We start from the raw sequence: 21,997 nt of genomic DNA, 5'->3' as shown, positions 1-21,997 counted from the left end.
TCAATCATTCAGTCATTCAATCATTCAAAATTAATTTTCACATATCGCTTTATTTCATAAATCATTTTATTAAGTTTATTGGGTGAAAAAATTGAAATCTTCCATTGGTCTTTTGCTCGCCGGGGCGCTATGCCTGGCTTCGGTGAGCCGGAATGATAAGCCGTTGTTCCGGGATGTAGAACATGCTCCCCCGATTCGTATTGCAGGCATTTTGGAAGGGCCGGATTCGAGTCGTTTTACTTATACCCGACTGGTGTCGGGCCTGGACGAGCCGATGGAAATGGCGATCCTCCCGAACTACGACATGGTGGTGGCCGAACGGAAGGGAGCCGTGCGCTATTTCAATAATGCAACCAAAGAGCTTTCGACGATCGCGCAGTTCAATGTTTTCAGCGGTATCGAGGATGGGCTGCTTGGTGTGGCGGTTGACCCGGATTTCAAGCATAACAACTGGATTTACTTCTATTACGGCGTAGGCGGGGAGAAGAGCGTCAGTCACCTGGCGCGCTTCGAGCTGAAAGGACAGAACCTCGTTCAGGATTCTAAAAAGGTACTTTTGGAAGTTCCTACGCAGCGTAAATACTGCTGCCATTCGGCCGGTTACCTTACTTTTTCGGACGACATGCTCTATCTCTCGATCGGTGATAATACCAATGCGGAGGAAATCGAGGGGCATACACCCATCGACGAGCGCCCCGGGCGCGAGCTTTCGGACGATCAGGCCGCCACGGCGAACAGCAACGATTACCGGGGGAAAATCCTGCGAATCAAGCCGGAACCGGACGGTACTTACACCATTCCGGATGGAAACCTTTTTCCAAAGGACGGCTCGCAGGGCAAGCCTGAAATTTATGCGATGGGCGTCCGGAACCCGTTCCGCATCTCCGTCGACCCGAAGACCAAATACCTCTATTGGGGCGATGTAGGCCCTGATACCGAGGTGCCTGGTAGCGAAGGCAAAATGAGTTACGACGAGATCAACCAGGCGCGCAAGCCCGGCTTTTTCGGCTATCCTTATTTTTTAGGTGACAACGAGGTGTTTCCCGACTATGATTTTGCAACCAAAAAGGAAGGACCCGGAAAGGACCCGCAAAAGCCGGTCAACGATTCGCCTCACAACACGGGAATCCGTGACTTGCCGCCTGCACAGCCAGCATTCATCTGGTACGGGAAAGGCCCGTCGAAGAAATACCCGCTCGTAGGCAAAGGCGGTGCCAGCGCGATGGCCGGTCCGGTGTATTACAGCGATTTATATCCTGATGCGCCTTACAAACTTCCGGACTACTACCATGGCAAGTTGTTCATTTTTGAATGGATACGGAAATGGATCATGGCCGTGACCATGGATGCGAATGGCAACTACGTGAGTATGGAGCCCTTCCTTCCTCAATTGAAGGTCGTTGCGCCGATTAACATGCAGATTGCGCCCGACGGGGCCATTTACCTGCTCGCTTACGGTACCAACTGGTTTGCGCGAAATACCGACTCGGGCATCATCCGGGTGGAGTATGCCGAGGGTAACCGCAACCCGATAGCCGCCGTTACGACGGGTAAGACCATCGCAGCGGCCCCATTTACAGCCACACTTTCGGCCAAAGGATCGAAGGATTACGATGCCACCGACAAGCTGACCTACGAATGGAAGATCGGGACGAAAAAGCTGGCGGGAGAGGAAATCAAGTACACTTTTACCAAACCCGGTACGTACAATGTCGTATTGACGGTCTCCGATCAGCATGGTGGAAAGGGTACGGCCACTACTGAATTCAAGATCGGGAACACACCGCCCGATGTGAAGATCGAAACGAAAGCGAATCGTAGTTTTTATTGGGATAATGCCCCGTTTGATTACAATATCCGGGTAACGGATAAGGAAGATGGTAACATCCAGCGTGCCAAGATCCATGCAGGTTTCAATTACCTCACTTTCGGAAAAGACCTTGCAGGCGCATTGTCGGGTTCGGAAGGGGAGAATATCCGGTATGCGGCGACGGCAAAGCTCTACACTTCGCTGGATTGCAAGGCTTGCCATACGCTGGAAACCAAGTCGATAGGGCCTGCATTGAAGGATATTTCAAAAAAATACACGGGCAACGCAGGCGCGGCGGATATGCTCGCACGCAAGATCATCACCGGCGGCAGTGGAAACTGGGGCTCTTACCCGATGCCGCCTCACGCGGACCTGCCCGAGAAGGATGCGAAAGAAATAGCGGGTTATATTCTTTCATTGGGTAAAAATGCGGAGCAAACCCTGCTTTCGGCCCAACTGAAACTGACCGAGCATATCGGCAAGGGCAATGAAGGGGCTTACGTTTTGCAGGCTTCCTATACCGATAAGGGTGCGAACGGCATCGGCCCGCAGAAGACGGCCAGCCACATTGTGCTGCGCAATCCGCTGGTACAAATGGAGGATTACCAGGAAGGAAACGTGGGCGTGGTGATCGCGACGCAGAACACCGGCTACGTTTCCTACATCGCGAACATTACCAACGGAAAATATACGCGGTTCAACCAGATTGACCTTACGCATATCAAAAACATTCGTCTGCGCATTCAGGAACATGGTGCCGGGGGTACGATCGAGTTACGGCAGGGGAGCCGCGAGGGCCAGCTGCTGGGTAAAACCGAAGTTCCCGGCGGACGGCTGGACGATCTCAAAGCGGGTTGGAAAGAAGTGCTTTTGCCTGTAAGCGGCGGCAAGGGCGTCCATGACCTGTACCTGGTTTTCAGGAATGAAAAGGCCAAAGGCCCGCTATTCCATATCGACTGGATGTATTTCGAAAACGATTTTAATCCCTAACCTTTTAAAATGCAGGACTATTCCTGAACCCTAACCTAACCTTTCATGCAACCCGAAAAGTATATTGACCAGTACCGACACGCACTGCTGAACGATGTGATCCCTTTCTGGATGAAAAACTCCCCCGATCATGAATCGGGAGGTTTTTTTACCTGTCTCGACCGTGAGGGGAATGTATTCGACACCGATAAATTCCTGTGGCTCCAATGCCGGCAGGTATGGTGCTTTGCGATGCTGTATAACCGGGTGGAGCAGCGGCAGGAGTGGCTGGACATGGCGCTTTCGGGGGCAAAATTTTTGCGGGAGCATGGGCGGGATGCCGGCGGCGCCTGGTACTTTTCGCTGGACCGCCACGGAAATCCGCTCATGCAGCCGCACAGCATTTTTTCGGATTGCTTTGCTACCATGGCGTTCGGGCAATTGTACAAGGCTACGGGCAATGAGATGTTCAAAACCATTGCCACGGATACTTTTTACAACATTTTGAAAAGGCAGGAGAACCCGAAAGGCATTTACAGCAAGGCCGTACCCGGTGCGCGGCCACTGGAAAGCTTTGCCCTGCCGATGATCCTGTGTAACCTGGTACTGGAAATCGAATCGCTGTTGGAACCGGCATTGGTGAATGAAGTGATCGAACGCGGTATCGACACGGTGATGAACAAGTTTTACAAACCCGAGCTGGGTGTGATCCTGGAAAATGTAAGTCCCGATGGTTCTTTCTCGGATTCGTTCGAGGGGAGGCTGGTGAATCCCGGGCATGGGCTGGAATCGATGTGGTTTATGATGGATCTGGCTGCCCGCACATCGGACGAACCGCTGGCGCAGCGAGCTGTCGATATTGCGATTCAGCTCGTTGAGTACGGCTGGGACCATGAGCATGGCGGGATCTTCTATTTTATGGATGTGAAGGGTAACCCTCCACAACAGCTGGAATGGGACCAAAAGCTCTGGTGGGTGCATATGGAAACGCTTATTACGCTTCTGAAAGGCTACCTGCATACAGGCGACGAGCGCTGTGCACACTGGTTCGAGCGCGTGCATGCGTATACGTGGAGCCATTTCCCTGACCCTCAATACGGAGAGTGGTTCGGCTATCTCAACCGTCAGGGCGAGCCACTGCTGACTTTGAAGGGCGGTAAATGGAAGGGCTGCTTCCATGTGCCCCGCGGATTGTACCAATGCTGGAAAACGCTGGAAGCGATTCAATCGAAAGTGTCCTTAAACGTCTGATTATGGCCCAGGTTCCAGTTGCTACCACCCAGCCTGCGGGCATTGCCGGCGGACAGAGTTACCGGCCGGCGCTGGTGACGCTCGCGGTTTTGTATTTTATGATGGGGCTCATTACCTGCCTCAATGATACCCTTGTGCCGTTTTTCAAAAGCAGTTTCCAACTGAACTACACCCAATCGGCGCTGGTGCAGTTTTACTTCTTTGTTACCTACGGAGTGATGTCCATTCCCGCCGGGATCATCGTCGGTAAATTCGGATTCAAACAGAGCATGGTGGCGGGTTTTGCGATCGCAGCGGTGGGGACATTCCTGTTTTTTCCGGCCTCGCTGATGCACCAGTATTACCTGTTTCTGGCAGCACTTTTTATATTAGCAATCGGCATTGTGCTCTTGCAGGTAGCTGCTAACCCTTACATTACCTTACTGGGACCGCCGGAAACCGCCTCTTCGCGGTTCAATCTCATTCAGGCGCTGGGTTCGTTAGGGACTACCGTTGCACCGCTGCTGGGTGCATCGTATATTCTTTCAGGGATGCGCGATGGAATGCAATCCAGTGAGGCCGTGCGGCTCCCATATCTTTGCATCACCGCCCTTGTGATCGTGATTGCGTTTGTGATCAGCCAGTTAAAATTACCTTCTCCGGTTTCGCAAACAGCTGGCAGCCGGGAAGGCCCATCAGGAATCTTCGGTTTCCGGAACCTGCGGTTCGGATTGGCGGCATTGTTCTGCTATGTGGGAGCGGAGGTTTCCATCGGCTCTTTTCTGACCAACTACATTGCCGATACGGCCGGCATTGTGGAAAATAAGGCGGTTTTTTATGTAGCGCTATACTGGGGAAGTATGCTGGTAGGGCGCTTTATAGGAGCCGGTGTGCTGAAAATCGTACGGGCGCCGCTGGTACTGAGCATTTGTGCCATTGCTGCCGTCGTATTGATCGTCGTATCCGTAACGAGCACGGGTATGCTGGCTGCCTGGACCATAGTGGCCGTTGGTTTGTGCAATTCCATTATGTTCGCGACGATCTTTTCGTTATCGGTAGCCGGTCTTGAAGAACATGCGACGAGAGCTTCCGGCTGGTTGTCCACCGCTATTGTCGGCGGGGCGGTTGTATCCTATTTGCAGGGCGTGTTGATTGACCATTTCAACTGGCAGGTCTCTTTCATGCTGCCGCTGCTGTGCTATGTTTTCATTCTCTTTTTTGGCTTGAACGGATATAAAACAAAGTAAATATGTCCTTAATTTAGCCGCCCCATTTCGTTTTCGACACTTTATGAGCAGACCCCTTCGCGTTGCGGCCAACTACAAAACCAAAGACCCCGCTGGTATTATCCTTGGGTATCTGGCCAATCATGGCAGCATGACCCTGCCAGAGCTTGGGAAGAGACTGAATATCAGTGTCCCAAAGGTGACGGTGTTGGTGAATGAATTGCGGAACGAGGGCTTGGTAAGCGATTACGGAAAGGTAGATTCTTCCGGCGGACGCAAGCCCAGTTTGTACGGTGTCGCAGCAGAGGCGGCCTATTTTATCGGGGTGGATGTGAAACAAAGCCATATCACGGTCGGTTTGCTTGATCTGGATAAGAGGTTGGTCAGGAATTCGGGAAAAATGGACTACGAACTGACCAATACGGTCGAATCGCGGGATACCTTGTGTGGTTATATCCTGGATTTTATCAACGGGTTATCCGTTCCCAAGGATCGGATTAAAGGTGTAGGGATCAACCTCTCGGGACGGGTTAATTATCGTACAGGGCACAGTTACAGCTATTTCCATTTCGACGATCGCCCATTGAGCGAGATTGTCGAAGAAAAAATAGGCTTTCCCGTATTTCTGGAAAACGATTCACGGGCAATGGCTTACGGAGAATTTTGCCTCGGGGCCGTTGAAAATGAGAAGGATGTGCTTTTCCTGAACCTGGATTACGGCATAGCGGTCGGAATCCTGATGGGTGGAGAGTTGTACTATGGCAAATCGGGTTACGCCGGGGAGTTCGGGCATATGCCTGTTTTCAATAATGAATACATATGCCGCTGCGGCAAAAAAGGCTGTCTGGAAACCGAAGCGGCTGGCTGGGCATTGGAAAGAATGTTCCGCGATAAAATCCGGGAAGGCTCATCATCACTCATCACCACTAAAATAGCCGACCCGGACCGCATTGGCATGGATGATATCATCGAAGCAGCCATGGCGGATGATGTGCTCGCCATCGAGCTCATTGCGCAATTAGGCGATAACATTGGCCGCGGTATCGCTTCCCTGATCAACGTTTTCAACCCCGAACTGGTAATTCTTGGAGGCGGCCTGCTTGCGACGGGCGATTATATTGGTCTGCCCATCAAAACAGCCATTAATAAATACTCCCTAAGCCTGGTTAATAATGATACACGGCTTGTGCATTCAAAATTGGGTGAAGACGCGGGCTTACTGGGAGCCTGTCTGCTCGTCAGGAATCGCTTTCTCGGCATTCATGATTAAGCCGGAGGAGTGGCTTTCTGTTTGTAGCAACGAAATGGCGCGAAGGTTTTCCTTCGTGACTGTTATTCGCAGGCCTCCGGCCGGTCGATACCGCGATGTCGCTTTTGTTGTATGGACCGGCCGGAGGCCTGCGAATAGTGTGTGCAAATCCGGAGATTTGCGCGAGCGAGCGCTTTTTTAAAAGTTTATAATTGATCGCATTAAGGCTGTTTCAACAACCATACATCCGAAATTTTCGACTGCTTGCGCCAGTTCAGCTGCGATTCCTCCGGGCCGTCGAAAGTGACGGAAATTTTGCCGTCCTGGGTGAGGCTTAGCGGCACGATCCATTCCTTGAATGTTTCGGATTCTTTGTTGTAAACGATCGGAGATAGTCTTCTCCCGTCTACCCGCAGGAGCGCGTCGCCTTCGCCCGCAACACGTATGATGTAGCGTGCACGAGGGTCGAGGTTTTCGTAATCGAGTTCCGGTTCACGCTGGAAAAGCTGGGTGGAGAGTCGTTTGCGGCTCATGCCATTATCCCACCAGGCCACGTCGGTCGCATCCTCGGAAACCGTTTTGACGCGCGGGCCCTTCGCTACGCTGGAAATGTCGTCGTAGTAACTTCCTGGCCCGGGATTTTCCCAGGATGCGATGGTTTTTAGCCTCGCTAATTGCTCGTCGGGATTGGTCATTTTTTTGATTTTATCAAACTCATCGGCCAGCCACCAGCGGTTGTTAAGGGGATAATTCACAAAATCCATTACCACGCCGCGCTCGGGGTTGCGGGGCTTGTGTTTTTCGGTACTGGTTTGGAGTCCGATAGAGGCATAGAGGGCATCACTTAAATCAACGATATGCTTGTAAATATCGCGGGCAATAGGCTCCCGATCTGCGCTATTAACCATTGCCAGTGCCTCGTCCATTGATTTCTCAATCGTATTTCGATCGGCGACGGCCAGGATTGCATTGGCTCGCTTTTCAAGTTCTTGTTCGCGGATAAGACGCAGGCGGATGTATTGATCATAGTACGCGCGCAATAAAAGCATTTGCCACCGCCAGTTGTTTGAAAGATTTTCCTTGGTCTTTTCGAAAATCCTCCAATTTAGGTAAGCCAATTCCACACCACCATTTTCGGCCAACGGTCCCTGCCAATTATGTTCCAGCGCTTCTATGCCGCTGGCGATCGTTGATGCTACGGCGTGGTCGAAGAAGAAAGCAGCATATTCCTCCATAATCCCGTGCACATCCGCCTGCGGGTCCCAGGCGCGCATGCTCCACAATACCTTGTTCACATCGTCGTGGCTGCCGTCGGAGTAGGAAACAAAGCCATCCGTGAAAGGGGCGTATTTCGCATGGATTTTGGCAAATGCAAACGGCCGCGGATTGACAGACTCCCTGCCGAGGGTCAGTGCGAATGCCTGATCGAACTTCTCGACCGGGAATTCGCAACGTACAGAATGCGTAATGTCGGGGTATTGGCGGTGCTGGTATTGCCTGGGCAGCCGGTAGCGGGTTTCAGCCATCGGCGGGCTGCCGGGGCCGGACACTACGCCTTGTAGCCAGGTCGGTTTTTCTGTTTCCAGGTATTTGTAAAAATAGTCGATTTGCTCGGTGTCGAAGCCTTGCAGGGAAATCCACATTTTGGCTTTGGGATGATACTTCACGAGCCTTACTTGCAACTCTTTCAGGAATGGAAGTACTTCCGAAGGATGGTTATCGCCCGGGTCGCCGCCGGGGAAGAATATATGGTCGAGGCGAGGGCATTCCTTGTAGAATTGCTCATGCAAATCCAGTTCCGCCTGGCGCTTGGTTTTATCGGTCAATTCAAACGTCGCAGGTGTCCAGACCCAGTAATCCATGTCGTATTTCTGGCAGATTTCGCTCATTTTGATACGCATTTCCCTGGCTGGAATCTTGAAATGAGGGCTAGGCTTATCGTCTTCATGAAACGGGATGCCTTCCACGGCATTGCTTCCGAAAATAGCCAGTTCACGAATATATTGGTCAAACTGCGCCACTGTCCAGGCGTCGTAAGTATTGGCGGTAGATCGGTAGCCGAGCTGGTGCCCGCGGATCGGGTAGGCGGGAGAGGAGGCCAGGTTTAGGGGGCCCGCGAGTTCCAGAAGCGGTTTACCCATAGAAGCGTTGCTCATTTTCAGATGCCGCAACAAGTATCCTGTGCCGAATAGTACGCCCCGCGCATCGGCACCGATGATCCAGATGGTTTTGCTTCCTCCCGTTGTTTCGGTCACGATGCGGTAACCTTCCGGCTTGTATTCGGGACCGTTTCCGTTGGTCGCGGGCACATTACGCGAGAGCAAAGTTTTGTCCGACGCCAATGCCCATACGATGACGGGCGCATTACCCTTGGGCCACGACACGGCGTTTTTCAGGGTTATCCCCGTCCGTTTCGCTACTTCCTCCGTCAGCACCGCCGGCGCTGTTTCTTTCATGGGGGAGGGAATACCCGGGGAAATGATCCACGTCGCGTTTTTCAGGTCGATGGACTGTGCGATGCAATGGTAATAAGTTGCCAGGAAAAGCAGGGCTGTGATAAACGCCTTGAAGCGGGTTGGGGAAAGCATAACAAATGGGAATCGATGTTGTTGTATTTGCATTACTCGCTTCTTCCTGTTTTAGGCTAATTGGTTTGGCTATTTGTCGGAGCCGGAAATATCCAGAAAGGCGTCACGGATCAAATCGTGGTTTGGATTATAGTCGTAGATGAAAATTGAGCCATATCCTTCACCGGCGAAGTCGGTGTCATATTTGGAGATACAGTGTGGTGCAGGTAAAAGTCGATGGGCTTGTCGGAACCATCTATCGAATAGTCGCTGCCGGCATGCGGCAAGTTTATCGCAGGATTCGCAAATGAAGACAATCGATTTTTCAGGGTGTAGGCGGAAAGATTCAAGAAGTAACCAGATAATTGTATCTCTGATTCTTGTTTGACTGGAATAGCTGGTGCTTTTGGGAATGCCTTCAAAAGGTTGTTGATCTTCTTTGTAAGGCCTGAAGGAAAAAGTGACTACTTGATGGTCAAACTGAGGGTAGCGATAGAAGTAGCCATACGATTTGATAAATGCGGCGCGATAACAAACGCCCGATTCGGTCAGGAACCAATAACAGTCCTGATCGTCTGTGACTACTTCATATGGGTTTAAAAAATCTGATTCCTTTTGCATGAAGCTGTTGTAGTGTGTATTCGCCGCGGAAATACTTTTCAGCGAGGCGCTGGTCTTCCACGAGTCTGTGATAAAGTATCCTTTGAGCTTCCCTGCTATCAGGCTTCTTCGATTTGCTTGCCGATATCGTTTCCATTTTTGAGTAACGTTTTGATTTTTACAAATATACTAATCCCTTAAAACCTCACTCCAAGCAAATCATCTACCGATGTTCAAACGGTAACAACCATTGATCATATTCCGGTAAAGTAGAAAACGGGCTCTTTCGCTATTTTTAAGATTTGAAAACATTTGTACCCTTATGACTCTTTTCAAATCGCTGTTATTCTGCATGTTTTCTTTGTTTTGGCTGATGCTTCAACCGGCATTTTCGCAGACGCTGGACCCGGCTAAGACCTTTGACGTGAAGGAAGCCAAACAGGCGGTGGCGGTCGACGCAAAGTATTTTTATGTGATCAATAACAGCACCATTACCAAGCATTCCAAAACCGACGGGAGCCTCATTGCGACCTGGGACGGTACGAAGGAAGGGATAGTCCATTTAAATAGCGGGGTCGTAATCAGGGGCAAACTGTATTGTGCGAATTCCAATTACCCCGAAATCCCGATGACGAGTTCGGTTGAAATATTCGATGTAAAAACCTTGACGCACGTCGATACCCACAGTTTCGGGATCGCGCAGCACGGGTCGCTTACCTGGCTGGACCAGAAAGACGGTTACTGGTTTATCGGCTTCGCACATTATGCGGGTAAGGAATCGAGCGAAGGGCGGGATGTGCGGTGGACGTCGCTGGTGAAATATGACCTGGAATGGCGGCAGGTAGAGGCATGGGTTTTTCCGAAGAATCTGGTCGATTTGTTTACGCCAAAAAGCAACTCCGGAGGCGCTTGGGGTGCGGACGGTCTGCTGTACTGCACCGGCCACGACCGTGCGGAGGTGTATGTGCTGAAACTTCCGAAATCGGGCTATACTTTGCAACATGTCAGCACTTTGCCAGCGCCGATTGAAGGGCAGGGAATTGCCATTGACCGCTCGGTAGCAGGAAAAACCTCGCTGTACGGCATTCAACGCAGCAAGCATACCGTGACCGTTTCTGAAATCCGATAACCTGATGCCTGCATGAAGCCCCATTTTCGCTATCTGTTCTGCTTTTTTCTGACAATTTTCCTGCCATTGGCACACGCAAAGGATACGGCAGGTAGTCGTTTCGAAGTCAAAACGCTGATCGTGTTTTTCGACGGCTTGCGTCCGGATTACATCACGGAAGCGCAGATGCCCAACCTGTTTGCGTTCAAAAACGCTGCCGCATGGGGCAAGCAGCATCACAGCGTATTCCCGACGGTAACGAGGGTGAACTCGGCTTCCTATGCGACAGGCTCCTATCCGGGAACGCACGGGTTGTTGGGTAATTCGATTTACATTCCCGAAGTCGTTAGCAACAAGCCCATTGGGACAACCTATGATGAGCTGATTCAGATTCCTGCGGCTACGTCCGGGCAGCTACTCACCGCGAAATCGCTGGGCGAAGTACTGGCGGACGCAGGCCAGAAAATGATGGTTTTTAGTTCGGGAACGACCGGGCAGGCTTTTTTACAGAACCATACGGTGAATGGAGCGGTGGTCAATCCGGATTTGATTTTGCCCGAGTCTTTCAGAAAGCAGGTTCTGGACGAACTCGGCGCGGTTAGTCAGGGTACGGATGAGAAAATGGGACGCCACAAATGGATCACGGATGCATTGTTGAAATATGGATTGATAAAAAACGGCCCACTGGTGAGTGCGATCTGGTTTTCTGATCCCGATGGCGCGGCGCACGAACATGGTATCGGTTCCGAACAAGCCGTGGAGGCGATTCAATATGTCGACGGACAATTCGGACGTATCATGGAAGCACTGCGAACGAAAGGAGTCGACGAACGCTACAACGTCATCATTTCAACAGATCACGGTTTTGTGACGCACGTTGCCCGGCAGGGGCTGGCTGATTTTTTGATCGGGGAAGGTTTCAAAAAGGATAAGGGATCGGACGACGTTGTGGTGGCCGAGGGGGCGATTTATGTTAAGAATCATGATGAAAAGACCATTAATGAAATCGTAGCTGCTCTGCACAAGCAAAAGTGGGCTGGGGCAGTCTTTACAAAAGGATTGAAAAAGGGAGACCCACTCGGGAAAGTAAAGGGGACACTCTCCTTCGATCTGATTCATTACAATCACGCGAAACGGTCGGGCGACATTCTTGTAGCCCCCGACTGGAATGACGCAAAAAATGACAAGGGTTATGCGGGTACCGATTTTGCAAGCGGTGTCGCAGGGCATGGTGGCGCGAGCACGTATGAAATCGATATTGCATTACTCGCTGCCGGGCCGGATTTTAAGAATGGCGTGGCCTCTGAGTTACCGACTTCCAACGCTGATATCGTTCCCACAGTTCTCGCTCTTTATGACTTGCCTAAGCCGGCCGGAATGGATGGAAGGGCAGTTGACGAGCTTTTGAAAAAGTCCCGGAGAACTAATGCTACATCCCAAAAGCAACTCATCAAAACGGAGGCAGTCTATCCATGGGGTACCTACAAGTTGTCGGCCGAGATGTCTGTTCTGGGTGACTATTTCTATTTCAACTACGCCAAAACTGAAAGAACGCCAGCCCGCTGACCGGACCGGGCGTTCCTGATAAGTTTGCCTGAAAATCAGTTTTTGGCAAAAGCGATTTTAATGCTCCTTACCTCGCGGATCCAGCGCGCGGGCTTTTTGTCTCCCGGTTTGATTATGCGGAATGGCCCTTCGCCGGAGGGCAGCGGTTGACCATCCTTTTCAGTAGCCAGCAAAATCATCTGATCGGTAAACTCCGGATCGATTTCTGCCAGGGCGTAAAGTACTTCATAGCCGTCGGCAGCGGTGATTAATGCATATTTAGCCAGATTTTCGCCCCGTAGTTTTGCGCCTGTTGTCACCCCGGCTTTTTCGAGGATTTCGATGAGCGCTACGCCTTTAAACTCGTGTTCCTTGCCGTCGCGGTCTTTTACCTTGTGGCTAATCTGCTTCATGGATGCCAGGTCCTGCGCTTTGAGTTCGAGCGGGGTAGCTACTTCGCCCGAAACGATGAGTGTAGCCGTGCTTTGCGCGTAGCCGTGCGTGACGAGCGCGGACAGGAGCGCCGCGCATACGAAGAATTTGCTGCTGAATTTCTTGATTCCTTGCATGTTATCGGTTTTTTGAAATGGAATGTGGATTGGAGAATGCGGGATTGGTAACAAATGTCGAGTCGGTAAGCATGCCGAAGAATGCGATGATGTCCTTCTTTTCCTGCGGGGCGAGGCTGAGATTTTTCCCACCTTCTTCATTGGAAACATCCTGCAAAAAGCTGCTCAGCGTTTCGCTTTGCTGAATATGCTCGCTGTAATGGTCGAGCACCGCTTCGATCGTTTTAAATCGCCCATCGTGCATGTACGGCGCGGTGAGCAGGATGTTGCGCAGTGTAGGTACGCGGAAACGGCCCTTGTCCATAGATTGAGCGGTAACTTTTTCGCGGCCGGGGTCCGCAAATGCGCGGTCGAGGCCATTGTTGTGAAACAGCTCTTTAAACATTTTCGGGCCACCGTGGCAGTGGCCGCAGTTGGCGCCGCGGATGCCGCGTTTGGGATCCGGGCCGTTTTCGAAAAGCTGCATGCCCCGTAATTCTGCTTCTGTGGGCTGATAGCGGCCCGCGAGGTAGCGGTCGTAAGGAGCATCGGCAGAAATTAATGTCCTTTCAAATTGCGCGAGCGCTTTCAGGATGTTTTGCTCGGTAATGCCTGTCTCTCCGAACGCGCTTTGGAAAATTACAGGATACGGAGCGGTTTTTTGCAACTTTATTACCGATTCCGCCAGCGTTTGCCCCATTTCATGCGGGTCGGTGAGCGGGAAAGCGGCTTGTGCTTCGAGGCTCTGTGAGCGGCCATCCCAGAAGAAATTGCGTACCCAAAGCAGATTGGCAAGCGACATCGAGCTGCGGGGCGTGAAACTGCCGTCGACGCCCATGCTTACCGGCCGGCCGTCGGTGAATGCCCGGTTTTGCTCGTGGCAGCTTTCACAAGACAGTTTGCCGTTGGCCGAAAGCCTTTTCTCGTAGAACAGCATTCTGCCGAGGTAGACACCTTCCAGGGTGGTGGGATTGTCGGTGGGTATCGTGAAGCGCGACCCGAAATTGGCCGGGTATTTCAGCGCATAGGGTACCGGTGCCTGACGTGTGACGGAAACCATACCGGCAAAGGCGCAGAAAGTAGTGGCCAGGATGGTAACAATCGACCTCGAGTCCCCCAATTTGCGTCCCGCTACTATCTTGCGACGTCCCGACATTGTTTAAAAATAATTGAAAACCAGGTTTACAAAGAAATTCCTCCCTGCTTCGGGAAAGCCTTCCACGAGACTGTAATTCTTGTCGAAAATGTTATTGATGCCGGCTTCGGCCGAAATGAATTTGTACAACTTTACCGAGGCCTTCGCATTCACCAGCGTGTAGGCGCCTGCTTTTGTACCATAACTGGTGCTGTAACGGCTGCTGTTATTCTCCACGCTCGCGAGGAGATTGGCTACTTTCAGGAACGAGAAATCGGCGTAGGTGAATACTTTGTGCTCCGGCACGTTGGTGAACAGGATGGCGGGGTTTGTCTTGTTCTTTCGTTTGATAAATGAATAGTTCGAACCGAGTTTCAGTCCGTTGATGACCTGATAGTCAAAACCTGCTTCTGCGCCATAGAAACGGGCCTTACCGGCGTTCTGCAACTGGAAGCGGTTGGGCTGTACATTGTCCACTTGCTGGATGATATCGTCGATATTGCTTTGGAAAATACTGGCTTGCAATGCGAGTTTTTCGGCTACTTTTCCGGAATAGCTCAGGTCGTAATTTAACGCTACTTCGGCATGCAGGTCGGGGTTGGGAATGGCCTGGCCCATGCGGTAGGAATAGCGGTCCTTGATGGTAGCGAAGCGGGTTTTGCGTGCAACGGTCCCACGGAGTGAATGGCTGGCAGTAATGTCCCAGAAAAGACCGATTTGGGCATTCACCGCATTGTTTTTGCTGTCGCCAAAATCGCTCAGCTCTTTGGTAGTAGCATTATATTCCTGTGCTTTGCCGGCATTACGGGCATTGAAACTGATGCCCGGCACTACGGCGAGCGAGGGGATGATCTGATAGGTATTTTCGATACCAGCGGAAACGGTATTGTCAATGTACGACTGCACCGGCTCGCCCTTGTCGTGCTCCCGGTGGACATCGCGTTTATACTGGACATTGAATTTGAACACATTATGATCCCATGCACGCGATTCGAACTCGGCATTGCCGCCCAGGGTGTAATCGTCGTAGAAGCTTTGGAACGCGTAGCCTTTGGTCTGGGCCGTGTAGGTAGTGTCGTCGTAGCTGAACAACGAGTTCACGAAAGTATCGTAGTACAGCCGCGTTTTGACTTTGTTTTTCTCGCCGACCGCCGTATTGGAAATGAAATACAAGCTTTGCTTGTTCCATTTAGGCCATTTCCAGAAGCGTGTGGTAATTTTGGAATCGTCCCCGACATAGGGCGGCGTTCCTTTTTCGCCATGCTGGTTGACATATCCAATCACATATTCGTCCGTCGCATTGGGTGTGAACCCGGCTTTTACACTGAATTTCAGATCGTCGCGGTAAGCATTTTCGCGATCCGGTGTTTGCTGGTATTTGCGGGGTTTGAAATCGTCGGAAAGCGGGTAGGTGTCTTGTTTGAGTTGCGAAGCACCGATCTGGTAAAAGAATTTGCCCAGTCTCGAACCTGCATTCACGTTCCAGCGGTAGCCATCGCCGCTGAAAATACCGGCCCGGCCATTGATCTCAAATTTGCTTACGGGCTTCCGTGATACAAGGTTGATCGCCCCGCCCATGGTGTTGGCACCGTACAGAATAGAGGCGAAACCTTTGGAAACATTTACTTCGGCCAGATCGAAAGTAGTGAAGCGGCCCATGTCCACGTAGCCGTCGTAAGGCACGTATACAGGCACGCCGTCGATGTACACAGGTACCTGCCGCAGGTCGAAGCCGCGCACGTACACGACCGATTCGTTCCGGGGCCCTACGTTGGCAATGCTCACGCCAGGCAGGATATTCAATGCATTGGAAAGGTCGTTACGATTGAATTGCTCGATGGTCCGGTAGGAGAGGCGGGAGCCAATGCTGTCGCGGTTGCTGATGCCCGATACGCGGACTTCACCCAGCTGAAAAGTACGGTCGGTTGAAGAGGGGGCTTCCTGTGCCAGAGCGGCGAAGGTAAGAGGAGTGAGTAGGGATAGTAACAGTTTTCTCATTCGAAAAGCGATATGTATGAATGGATATATCGCAAATATAACGAGTCCCTGCCAATGGGCGGGAAAAAATTGACGAGTTGCGTCAGATGAGTGACAAAAGCTCCTGTTCTTCCGCCAGCGCGGCGAGCAGCTTATCGTTGAGGCGTTTGTAGGCGGCCATCACATCCCGCGCTGTGTCGGTGAGCACCGTGCCGCCGCCTTTGGTACCGCCTTTCTGTGTAACGACATAAGCTCCTTTGCCGAGCGTATTGAGCGCGTCGACCATCGCCCATGCTTTTTTGTATGACAATCCCATCTCTTTGGCGGCCTGCGCGATCGAGCCGGTTTCGGCGATACGTTCGAGTAGCTCGTAACGCCCGGGACCGAAAAATTTAACCTCATCCACAAACACCCAGTGCCGGAGCCGTATCTCGACTTGTCTTTCCATATTGGCCATTTTTAAAGTGACTAACTTTCCTGTTTTAGTGCCGCAAACTATCATTAAATAGTAGCTTTGCGCCCCAAACAAGTTCTTTAATTTATTTTCCAGCAGAAAAGGTCTCACATTCAGTGAATTAATAGGGAGTCGTTCGGGCCGCCGATGCAGATTGGTGCATTGAAAGGAGCGAGCGTTGGTGTTCTCACCGGCGCTGCGCGGAATTTTCTGGTTAGTTTGGCGGCTCATCAAAAATATTGCCTGCTCGATACTGCCCCGAATAGCTGCGAAATCGACGAGCCTCCCCCGCGATGCCTGCAAGTGAGGGTTCCTCTGTTTTTCCAAAAAAATAGGCTGGAATTATTTGTTATTTCCATTATAGAACTAATTTTACATTGTGTGAAAACGTGAAAGTTGTTAGTGATCTGACGATCAATCTAATGGACAAAAACGGGCTCCTGACAGCATTAATTTCCCAGATCCAAGAAAGAATAATAAGCCGATAAACGAACAGTAGTGTAGAAGCGTGTCATGGAGCTGCCATAGCACGCTTTTTGTCTTTTATCAGGGTAATCCGGACCGTTCACTCAATCCTTGCAAACCATTTTCGTGGTATTTACGACATGATGTTTTCAATAACATTTGTCAGCCATGAAAATTATATGCTCTATTCTCAGTTTATTTTCTTTTCAATACGCATTTGCACAATCAGAGCCGACACCGAGTGACGTGACGGCTTCCCGCCGCGTCGTGTGGCGCGTGGAGAAGCGGGTGCCAAACGACGATATTTACGCGATACGCAATATGGGCGGAAAGCTCTATGCAGCTGGCACGAGCCAGGTATATGTCGCCGACCGATGGGGTACCTCGTGGACGGCATCCGGCGAATTTAACCCGGCGCCCGCTGGAATCGATGACATTATCAGTTTCAAAGGCAAGCTGTACGCCACTGGTTATGGAAAAGGCATTTATGAAAGCACTGACAATGGAAAAAACTGGCGATTTGCCTCGCAAGGATTTTCAGGCGTAGCGCCTGTTCGGTTTGCCGAAAGAAAGGGTACATTGTACGTTGCCACCGACGATCAGGGCATACAACAGCTCAATGCGGCTGGTAATGTATGGGCCACATGCAACAAAGGTCTTGATTTCAGGAGCAGTTACAGTTTCAATGCGATAATTAACACCGACAGTTGTCTCATCGGCGGAATGGGTGCCAACGGTACGCTCGCCGTTTTGGACGACAAAACTGCGCAATGGGATATCCGCTACCACGGCGGCCGCATTCTTCCCGGGTTGACTACCTTCGATTTTGTGCAAGCGGGGAAGCATATTTGGGCATTTACCAATTCCAGGGCCTACGCGAGCGGAGATAACGGCGTCACCTGGGTATACGTGCCCGCGGGCATGCGGCACGGAAGCGCTTCACGGGCTACGACCACTGCCACGCACATTTATGCGGCGGTGAATTTTGGGGATAACCATACCATCCTTTACAACCGGCGCATTGCCGCACCACTTTCGGAGGCATGGACGACAGTTGATACCCTGGCTGGCTATTACACTTACGGTCTCGCATACGCCAACGGGCGCCTGTATGTGGCTACGCAGAAAGGGCTTATCAGCACCTCAACCGGCCCGTCCATAGAGGTTCCCCGGCAGAAGATCCTGCCAAAAGATTTCTTCGTATATCCTAATCCGTCAATCGGGCACGTGACGCTGGCGAATGGGCTGGCTGCCGGTGGTGGCGAATTCCGGCTGAGCGACTGTAACGGGAAAGTTACGTTGTCGGGCCGGATTACCTCCGACAGCCAGCCGCTGGATATTTCCAGGCTGGCACCCGGTACCTATTATTACACACTAACAGGTAGTGGGGCAGGGGAGCGCAAAGGACGGCTGGTGGTGGAGAAACCATAGTCTCACACCCCGAATTTCCGGAGATTGTACACCAGACTGATCAGAAAGTAACGCTTCAACACGCGGCTGCGGACGTCTTCGATGTACGCGTCGCCGGCGTTCCGCACGAGGCTGCGGTTTTGATTGAGCAGATCGAATACCTGCAACCGTATCTCGGCCTGCCGGGTGCGTAAAAACTGCTTGGAAACCGATGCGTTCCATAGCAGGAAACGCTGGTTGTATCCCTCGGCACGGCCGGTGTTGCCGGTGTAGGTAAGGTCGGAGGTAATGGCCACGTTCCCGGGAAGCTGCCAATGCACATCCCCCGTCGCGTATTGCGACCAGTATTGCATATTTTGCTGGGACAAGAGCGAATACCGCGCTTGCTGATAGGTAATGCGGGCGCTCACACCATAGTCGATCCGGCCGTTGTAATCAGATTGTAACCGGATACCCTGTCCGATGGACGTCGAAGTTGTTACGTTGTCCGATTCATTGATGATGTTGGTATTGCGGGCGATGCTTCCCTGCGTGCTCAGATTGACAGATAGCCGCAGCGGTTCTATTTTTTTACTTAATGCAACAAATCCATTTCCAGACATAAACCCTCTCGTGTTGATCGGCGTCGTGACTTGTACGCCCGATTCGTTGGTAACGGTAGACACCCCGATGCGGTTGTTACTTTGGTTAAAACTGCTGAAAACAAAGAAATTATCCGTTCCGCCTCTTGATGAAGTGCTGAATGTGAGCGTTACGTTATGGTAATACTCGGGTTTTAATGCCGGGTTTCCGATACTGATGTTGAGTGGATTGGAATTATCTGCAACCGGGATCAGCTGCGCGATGCCGGGGGAGACGACGCGCGTCCGGTATTGTAGCCGGAGGCTTTTGTTTCCTCTGAATGTGTATGAAAATAATGCATTGGGCATGAAGTACCCATAACGCGAGCGGTAGCCAGCATCACTGGATCGGTCGACGGGCCGGAGGGACGCCAGCTGTGCGTCAGCGCCCAGCGCGATCGTGTAGCGCAAGCGGCGTGTCTGAAAAGTGGCACCCAGCCGGTTGGTTTCGAAGGTATTTACAAAATTTCTGCTCAAAGAAGGGTCAGGTTGATCGTATTGGCCGGTTTCTCCGCTTTTGCTGGCCACATTTCGGAACAGCTTTCCAAAATTGTTGCTGTACGCATACCTGAATTCCAGTTTTTTGGTAAATGAAAGGGGTTCGGTAAAAGAAACGGTCATGGTGTTCTGCAATGCCGATTGCTTTTGTGCATTACGCTGGTCGATGTTTTGTCGCGGCTCGGTTGCCAGCGTGTCGAAGAAAGTGTTCACCGACTGGTTGTAAGCCGTTGTATTGCCGGTAGTCAATACTGTGTTCAGGTTCGCGGATAGCGACCGGCCTTCCTTTCCAAACTTTCGCATCAACAACAGGTTGTTGTAACCATTCAATCCGGTTCCGTGGAGGTCGTAATGGGTGAGGCCCCTGTTCAGGGAATCGGTTAACGACCGGTAGGAATAGCTGTTGCTTTTGCTAAGCAAGTCTTTCGTCTGGAAGTTAATATTGGGCGTGAGCCGCAGGCTGGTCAGCGAGTCGATCGGCAGTTCGAAGCGGCCGTTGATCCGGTGTGTAAGCAGGGTGTTTTTGGAATAATTGCCTTGGTCGGTGAGGAACGACTGTCCGGGTAAAATGCTTTCGCGGTGGCTTTGCTGGTCGGTGGTCGTGACTGCGCGGTTTGCGAAATAGCTGGCGGCCATTTCCGCGCGCTTGCCCCATTTCACTGCACTGCTTTCGGTCCGGTAGTTGGCACCCAAAGCGGCTACTTTGGTGATATTGGAAGGCGCAGTCGGTCCATCGCCTCCGCCACTGCCCGGCTGCCCGATAAATTGCGGACCGCCTCCTCCCTCTGAGATCGTGAAGTTCTGCTGGTTCAGGTTGTTGGCCTGCCCGATGACCGAAATCTGCCTGTTGGGCCCGCCATTATGGTTGTTAAAACGGTTCACATTGAGTTTAGCCTCGTACCGGGCCGACTGTTCACCGCTTTTGGGGCCCGCGCCTAATGCATTTTGCCCGAAATAGCCCTTTCCTTTATCCTTTTTAATAGTGATGTTGATCGTCCGCTCGCGGTCGCCGTCGTCGACGCCTGAAAACTGCGATTGATCCGATGACTGATCGTACATCTGCACCTTGTCGACAATGTCCGCGGGCAGGTTTCGGGTCGCCATTTTAGGGTCATTTCCAAAAAAAGGTTTACCGTCTACAAGCACTTTGTTGACGGCCTGGCCATTGGCTTTAATGGAGCCGTCGCGCGCCACTTCCACGCCAGGCAACTTGCGCAGCAATTCCTCTACCTGTGCATTAGGCTGTGTCTTAAATGATCCCGCATTGAATTCGATCGTATCCTGCTTGATCGTCACGGGGGCACGTTCCTGCTTGATCACCACCTCATTCAGTTGCGTGCCTTGTTCGGTCATGAGTAACGTCCCCACGTTCAAAGGGGTGTCGCGCACGACGGTAACAGGTAATGAAATGTTTTTGTAGCCCATAAAGGTGATGAGCAGGCGATAAGGGCCTGGCGCGACTTTCCGGAAGAGGAAGTCGCCGTCGCCACCGGTGGTCGTCGCGGTTACGTATGCGGAGTCACGTGCGTGCAGCAGGGACACGGACGCGATCCTCAGCGGTTTACGCGAAACCGAGTCGAGCACGGTACCGCTGATTTCGCCTGCCGCCGGGACTTTTTGTGCAAGCAGCGGCGACAGCGAAAGCAACAGCAGGCAGCAAAACAGTTTAAATGCCTCCACCGCCGGGTCCCATTTTTTGGTGAAAATCAGCTATTGCCTTCTGGCGGATATCTGTCATTTGTTCCGCGCTGACATTTTCGGCCTGGGCGTCGGGCATCACGGCTTTGTCGTCAACCTTACCCAGGCTCACCTTCGTGGCCCTGAACTGCTCGCGGCTTCCTTCGACCAGCAGTACTACCCCTTTTTCGGGCGTCAGGCTGGGAACGGGTGAGTACCGGAACGGCAATTCGGTGGTAAACCAAACAGCGTATGGCTCTTTGTGGTAGTTGACCACCGCTTTCTGGCATAGATAACCTGCGATTTTCCTGGTTTGCTGCGTGAGCTGCCACCCGCCCGTCGCTTCGATCGGCGCTTCGGTTTTGTAAGTACGGGCCTCGTTGTCTTTGCCAACGGTCACGAACGTCAGTACTTTCTGCCCTGCAATGTCAATCACCGCATATTCTTCAAATGGGCGCCCTGCGTTGGTCACTTGCGGCATGCCACCGGGTTCCTGTATCACCCGCTTCATCATATTTTCCTCGTCGCGGTTTTCGCGCACGAAATTTCCGGCGAAAAGCACTTTTTGTCCGATGGTCCGGGTGTCGGGAACGTCTGTCGGGAAGTTGGGGTCGCCTTGTTTCACCTCCTCGCCGTTTACCATGAAGCGTAACCGCGATTGGTCGATTTTCCGCACGACTTCGTAATTGATCTGCCCGGAGGTTTGCGCGAGCATGTCCGGGGCCGCCGCAAATAGCAGCGCGATGATTGAAAGAAGCTTTTTCATAATGTCACCTTGTTTTGGATTGGATGGATCAAAGGTCAGGCGACGGTTTGTAAGGTTCTGCTATTTAATGTTAAGTAGTGTTAAGATAGAATCCCGAAAGAGTTCAATAAAAAACGCTCATGATACTAGTTCTCAACCGAAAA

General features: G+C 51.7%; 15 protein-coding genes. 7 read left to right on the top strand and 8 right to left on the bottom strand.

What is annotated here, in order from left to right; all coding sequences use genetic code 11:
• Positions 1 to 91 precede the first annotated feature (91 nt).
• Genes J7619_RS12600 through J7619_RS12585 form a run of 4 tightly spaced genes read left to right on the top strand, consistent with a single transcriptional unit; the run spans position 92 to position 6,505 of the window.
• Positions 92 to 2,800, top strand: coding sequence for a PQQ-dependent sugar dehydrogenase (locus J7619_RS12600; RefSeq protein ID WP_291198651.1), 2,709 nt, complete (start codon positions 92 to 94; stop codon positions 2,798 to 2,800).
• Positions 2,801 to 2,845: 45 nt separating this feature from the next.
• Positions 2,846 to 4,030: an AGE family epimerase/isomerase gene (locus tag J7619_RS12595; protein ID WP_291198648.1), complete on the top strand. Its 1,185-nt coding sequence runs from the start codon at positions 2,846 to 2,848 to the stop codon at positions 4,028 to 4,030.
• A gap of 2 nt (positions 4,031 to 4,032) precedes the next feature.
• Positions 4,033 to 5,256 carry a sugar MFS transporter gene (locus tag J7619_RS12590; protein WP_291198645.1) on the top strand — a complete coding sequence of 408 codons (1,224 nt, stop codon included), beginning with the start codon at positions 4,033 to 4,035 and terminating at the stop codon, positions 5,254 to 5,256.
• 43 nt (positions 5,257 to 5,299) lie between these two features.
• Positions 5,300 to 6,505: an ROK family transcriptional regulator gene (locus J7619_RS12585; protein ID WP_291198642.1), complete on the top strand. Its 1,206-nt coding sequence runs from the start codon at positions 5,300 to 5,302 to the stop codon at positions 6,503 to 6,505.
• A gap of 200 nt (positions 6,506 to 6,705) precedes the next feature.
• Here J7619_RS12585 and J7619_RS12580 read toward each other — a convergent pair whose 3' ends face one another.
• Entirely contained in the window at positions 6,706 to 9,072 is a 2,367-nt protein-coding gene (locus J7619_RS12580) for a hypothetical protein (protein ID WP_409012725.1), read from the bottom strand.
• Between the two features lie 69 nt (positions 9,073 to 9,141).
• Positions 9,142 to 9,672: a DUF6169 family protein gene (locus J7619_RS12575; protein WP_291198639.1), complete on the bottom strand. Its 531-nt coding sequence runs from the start codon at positions 9,670 to 9,672 to the stop codon at positions 9,142 to 9,144.
• A gap of 331 nt (positions 9,673 to 10,003) precedes the next feature.
• Here J7619_RS12575 and J7619_RS12570 point away from each other — a divergent pair, with 331 nt between their 5' ends.
• Both J7619_RS12570 and J7619_RS12565 read left to right on the top strand, forming a co-directional pair.
• Positions 10,004 to 10,780 carry a hypothetical protein gene (locus J7619_RS12570; protein WP_291198636.1) on the top strand — a complete coding sequence of 259 codons (777 nt, stop codon included), beginning with the start codon at positions 10,004 to 10,006 and terminating at the stop codon, positions 10,778 to 10,780.
• Positions 10,781 to 10,792: 12 nt separating this feature from the next.
• Entirely contained in the window at positions 10,793 to 12,325 is a 1,533-nt protein-coding gene (locus J7619_RS12565; RefSeq protein ID WP_291198633.1) for an alkaline phosphatase family protein, read from the top strand.
• Between the two features lie 35 nt (positions 12,326 to 12,360).
• On the opposite strand, the gene J7619_RS12560 is transcribed toward J7619_RS12565, so the two are convergent.
• The 4 genes from J7619_RS12560 to J7619_RS12545 all read right to left on the bottom strand — a co-directional run bounded on the left by J7619_RS12560 (position 12,361) and on the right by J7619_RS12545 (position 16,412).
• On the bottom strand, positions 12,361 to 12,873 hold the full coding sequence (locus tag J7619_RS12560) for a molybdopterin-dependent oxidoreductase (RefSeq protein WP_291198630.1): 513 nt from the start codon (positions 12,871 to 12,873) through the stop codon (positions 12,361 to 12,363).
• Position 12,874: 1 nt separating this feature from the next.
• Positions 12,875 to 14,008 (bottom strand): cytochrome-c peroxidase, encoded by a 1,134-nt coding sequence (locus J7619_RS12555; RefSeq protein WP_291198627.1) that lies wholly within the window; start codon positions 14,006 to 14,008, stop codon positions 12,875 to 12,877.
• A gap of 3 nt (positions 14,009 to 14,011) precedes the next feature.
• Positions 14,012 to 15,985 (bottom strand): TonB-dependent siderophore receptor, encoded by a 1,974-nt coding sequence (locus J7619_RS12550; protein WP_291198624.1) that lies wholly within the window; start codon positions 15,983 to 15,985, stop codon positions 14,012 to 14,014.
• Positions 15,986 to 16,067: 82 nt separating this feature from the next.
• Positions 16,068 to 16,412 carry a winged helix-turn-helix domain-containing protein gene (locus J7619_RS12545; RefSeq protein WP_291198621.1) on the bottom strand — a complete coding sequence of 115 codons (345 nt, stop codon included), beginning with the start codon at positions 16,410 to 16,412 and terminating at the stop codon, positions 16,068 to 16,070.
• 639 nt (positions 16,413 to 17,051) lie between these two features.
• On the opposite strand from J7619_RS12545, the gene J7619_RS12540 reads away from it, so the two are divergent.
• On the top strand, positions 17,052 to 18,314 hold the full coding sequence (locus J7619_RS12540; RefSeq protein ID WP_291198618.1) for a T9SS type A sorting domain-containing protein: 1,263 nt from the start codon (positions 17,052 to 17,054) through the stop codon (positions 18,312 to 18,314).
• A 2-nt stretch (positions 18,315 to 18,316) separates the two neighbouring features.
• Here the strand turns inward: J7619_RS12540 and J7619_RS12535 are convergent, their stop codons facing one another.
• Both J7619_RS12535 and J7619_RS12530 read right to left on the bottom strand, forming a co-directional pair.
• Positions 18,317 to 21,091 carry a TonB-dependent receptor gene (locus J7619_RS12535; RefSeq protein ID WP_291198615.1) on the bottom strand — a complete coding sequence of 925 codons (2,775 nt, stop codon included), beginning with the start codon at positions 21,089 to 21,091 and terminating at the stop codon, positions 18,317 to 18,319.
• Positions 21,078 to 21,854, bottom strand: coding sequence for a GLPGLI family protein (locus J7619_RS12530; protein WP_291198613.1), 777 nt, complete (start codon positions 21,852 to 21,854; stop codon positions 21,078 to 21,080). The genes J7619_RS12535 and J7619_RS12530 overlap by 14 nt, the downstream gene beginning before the upstream one ends.
• Positions 21,855 to 21,997 lie beyond the last annotated feature (143 nt).

This window comes from Dyadobacter sp. (assembly GCF_017744695.1).
GTDB lineage: Bacteria > Bacteroidota > Bacteroidia > Cytophagales > Spirosomataceae > Dyadobacter.
The sequence above is the reverse complement of the archived record's forward strand: the minus strand, read 5'-3'. Positions and strand labels throughout refer to the sequence as shown.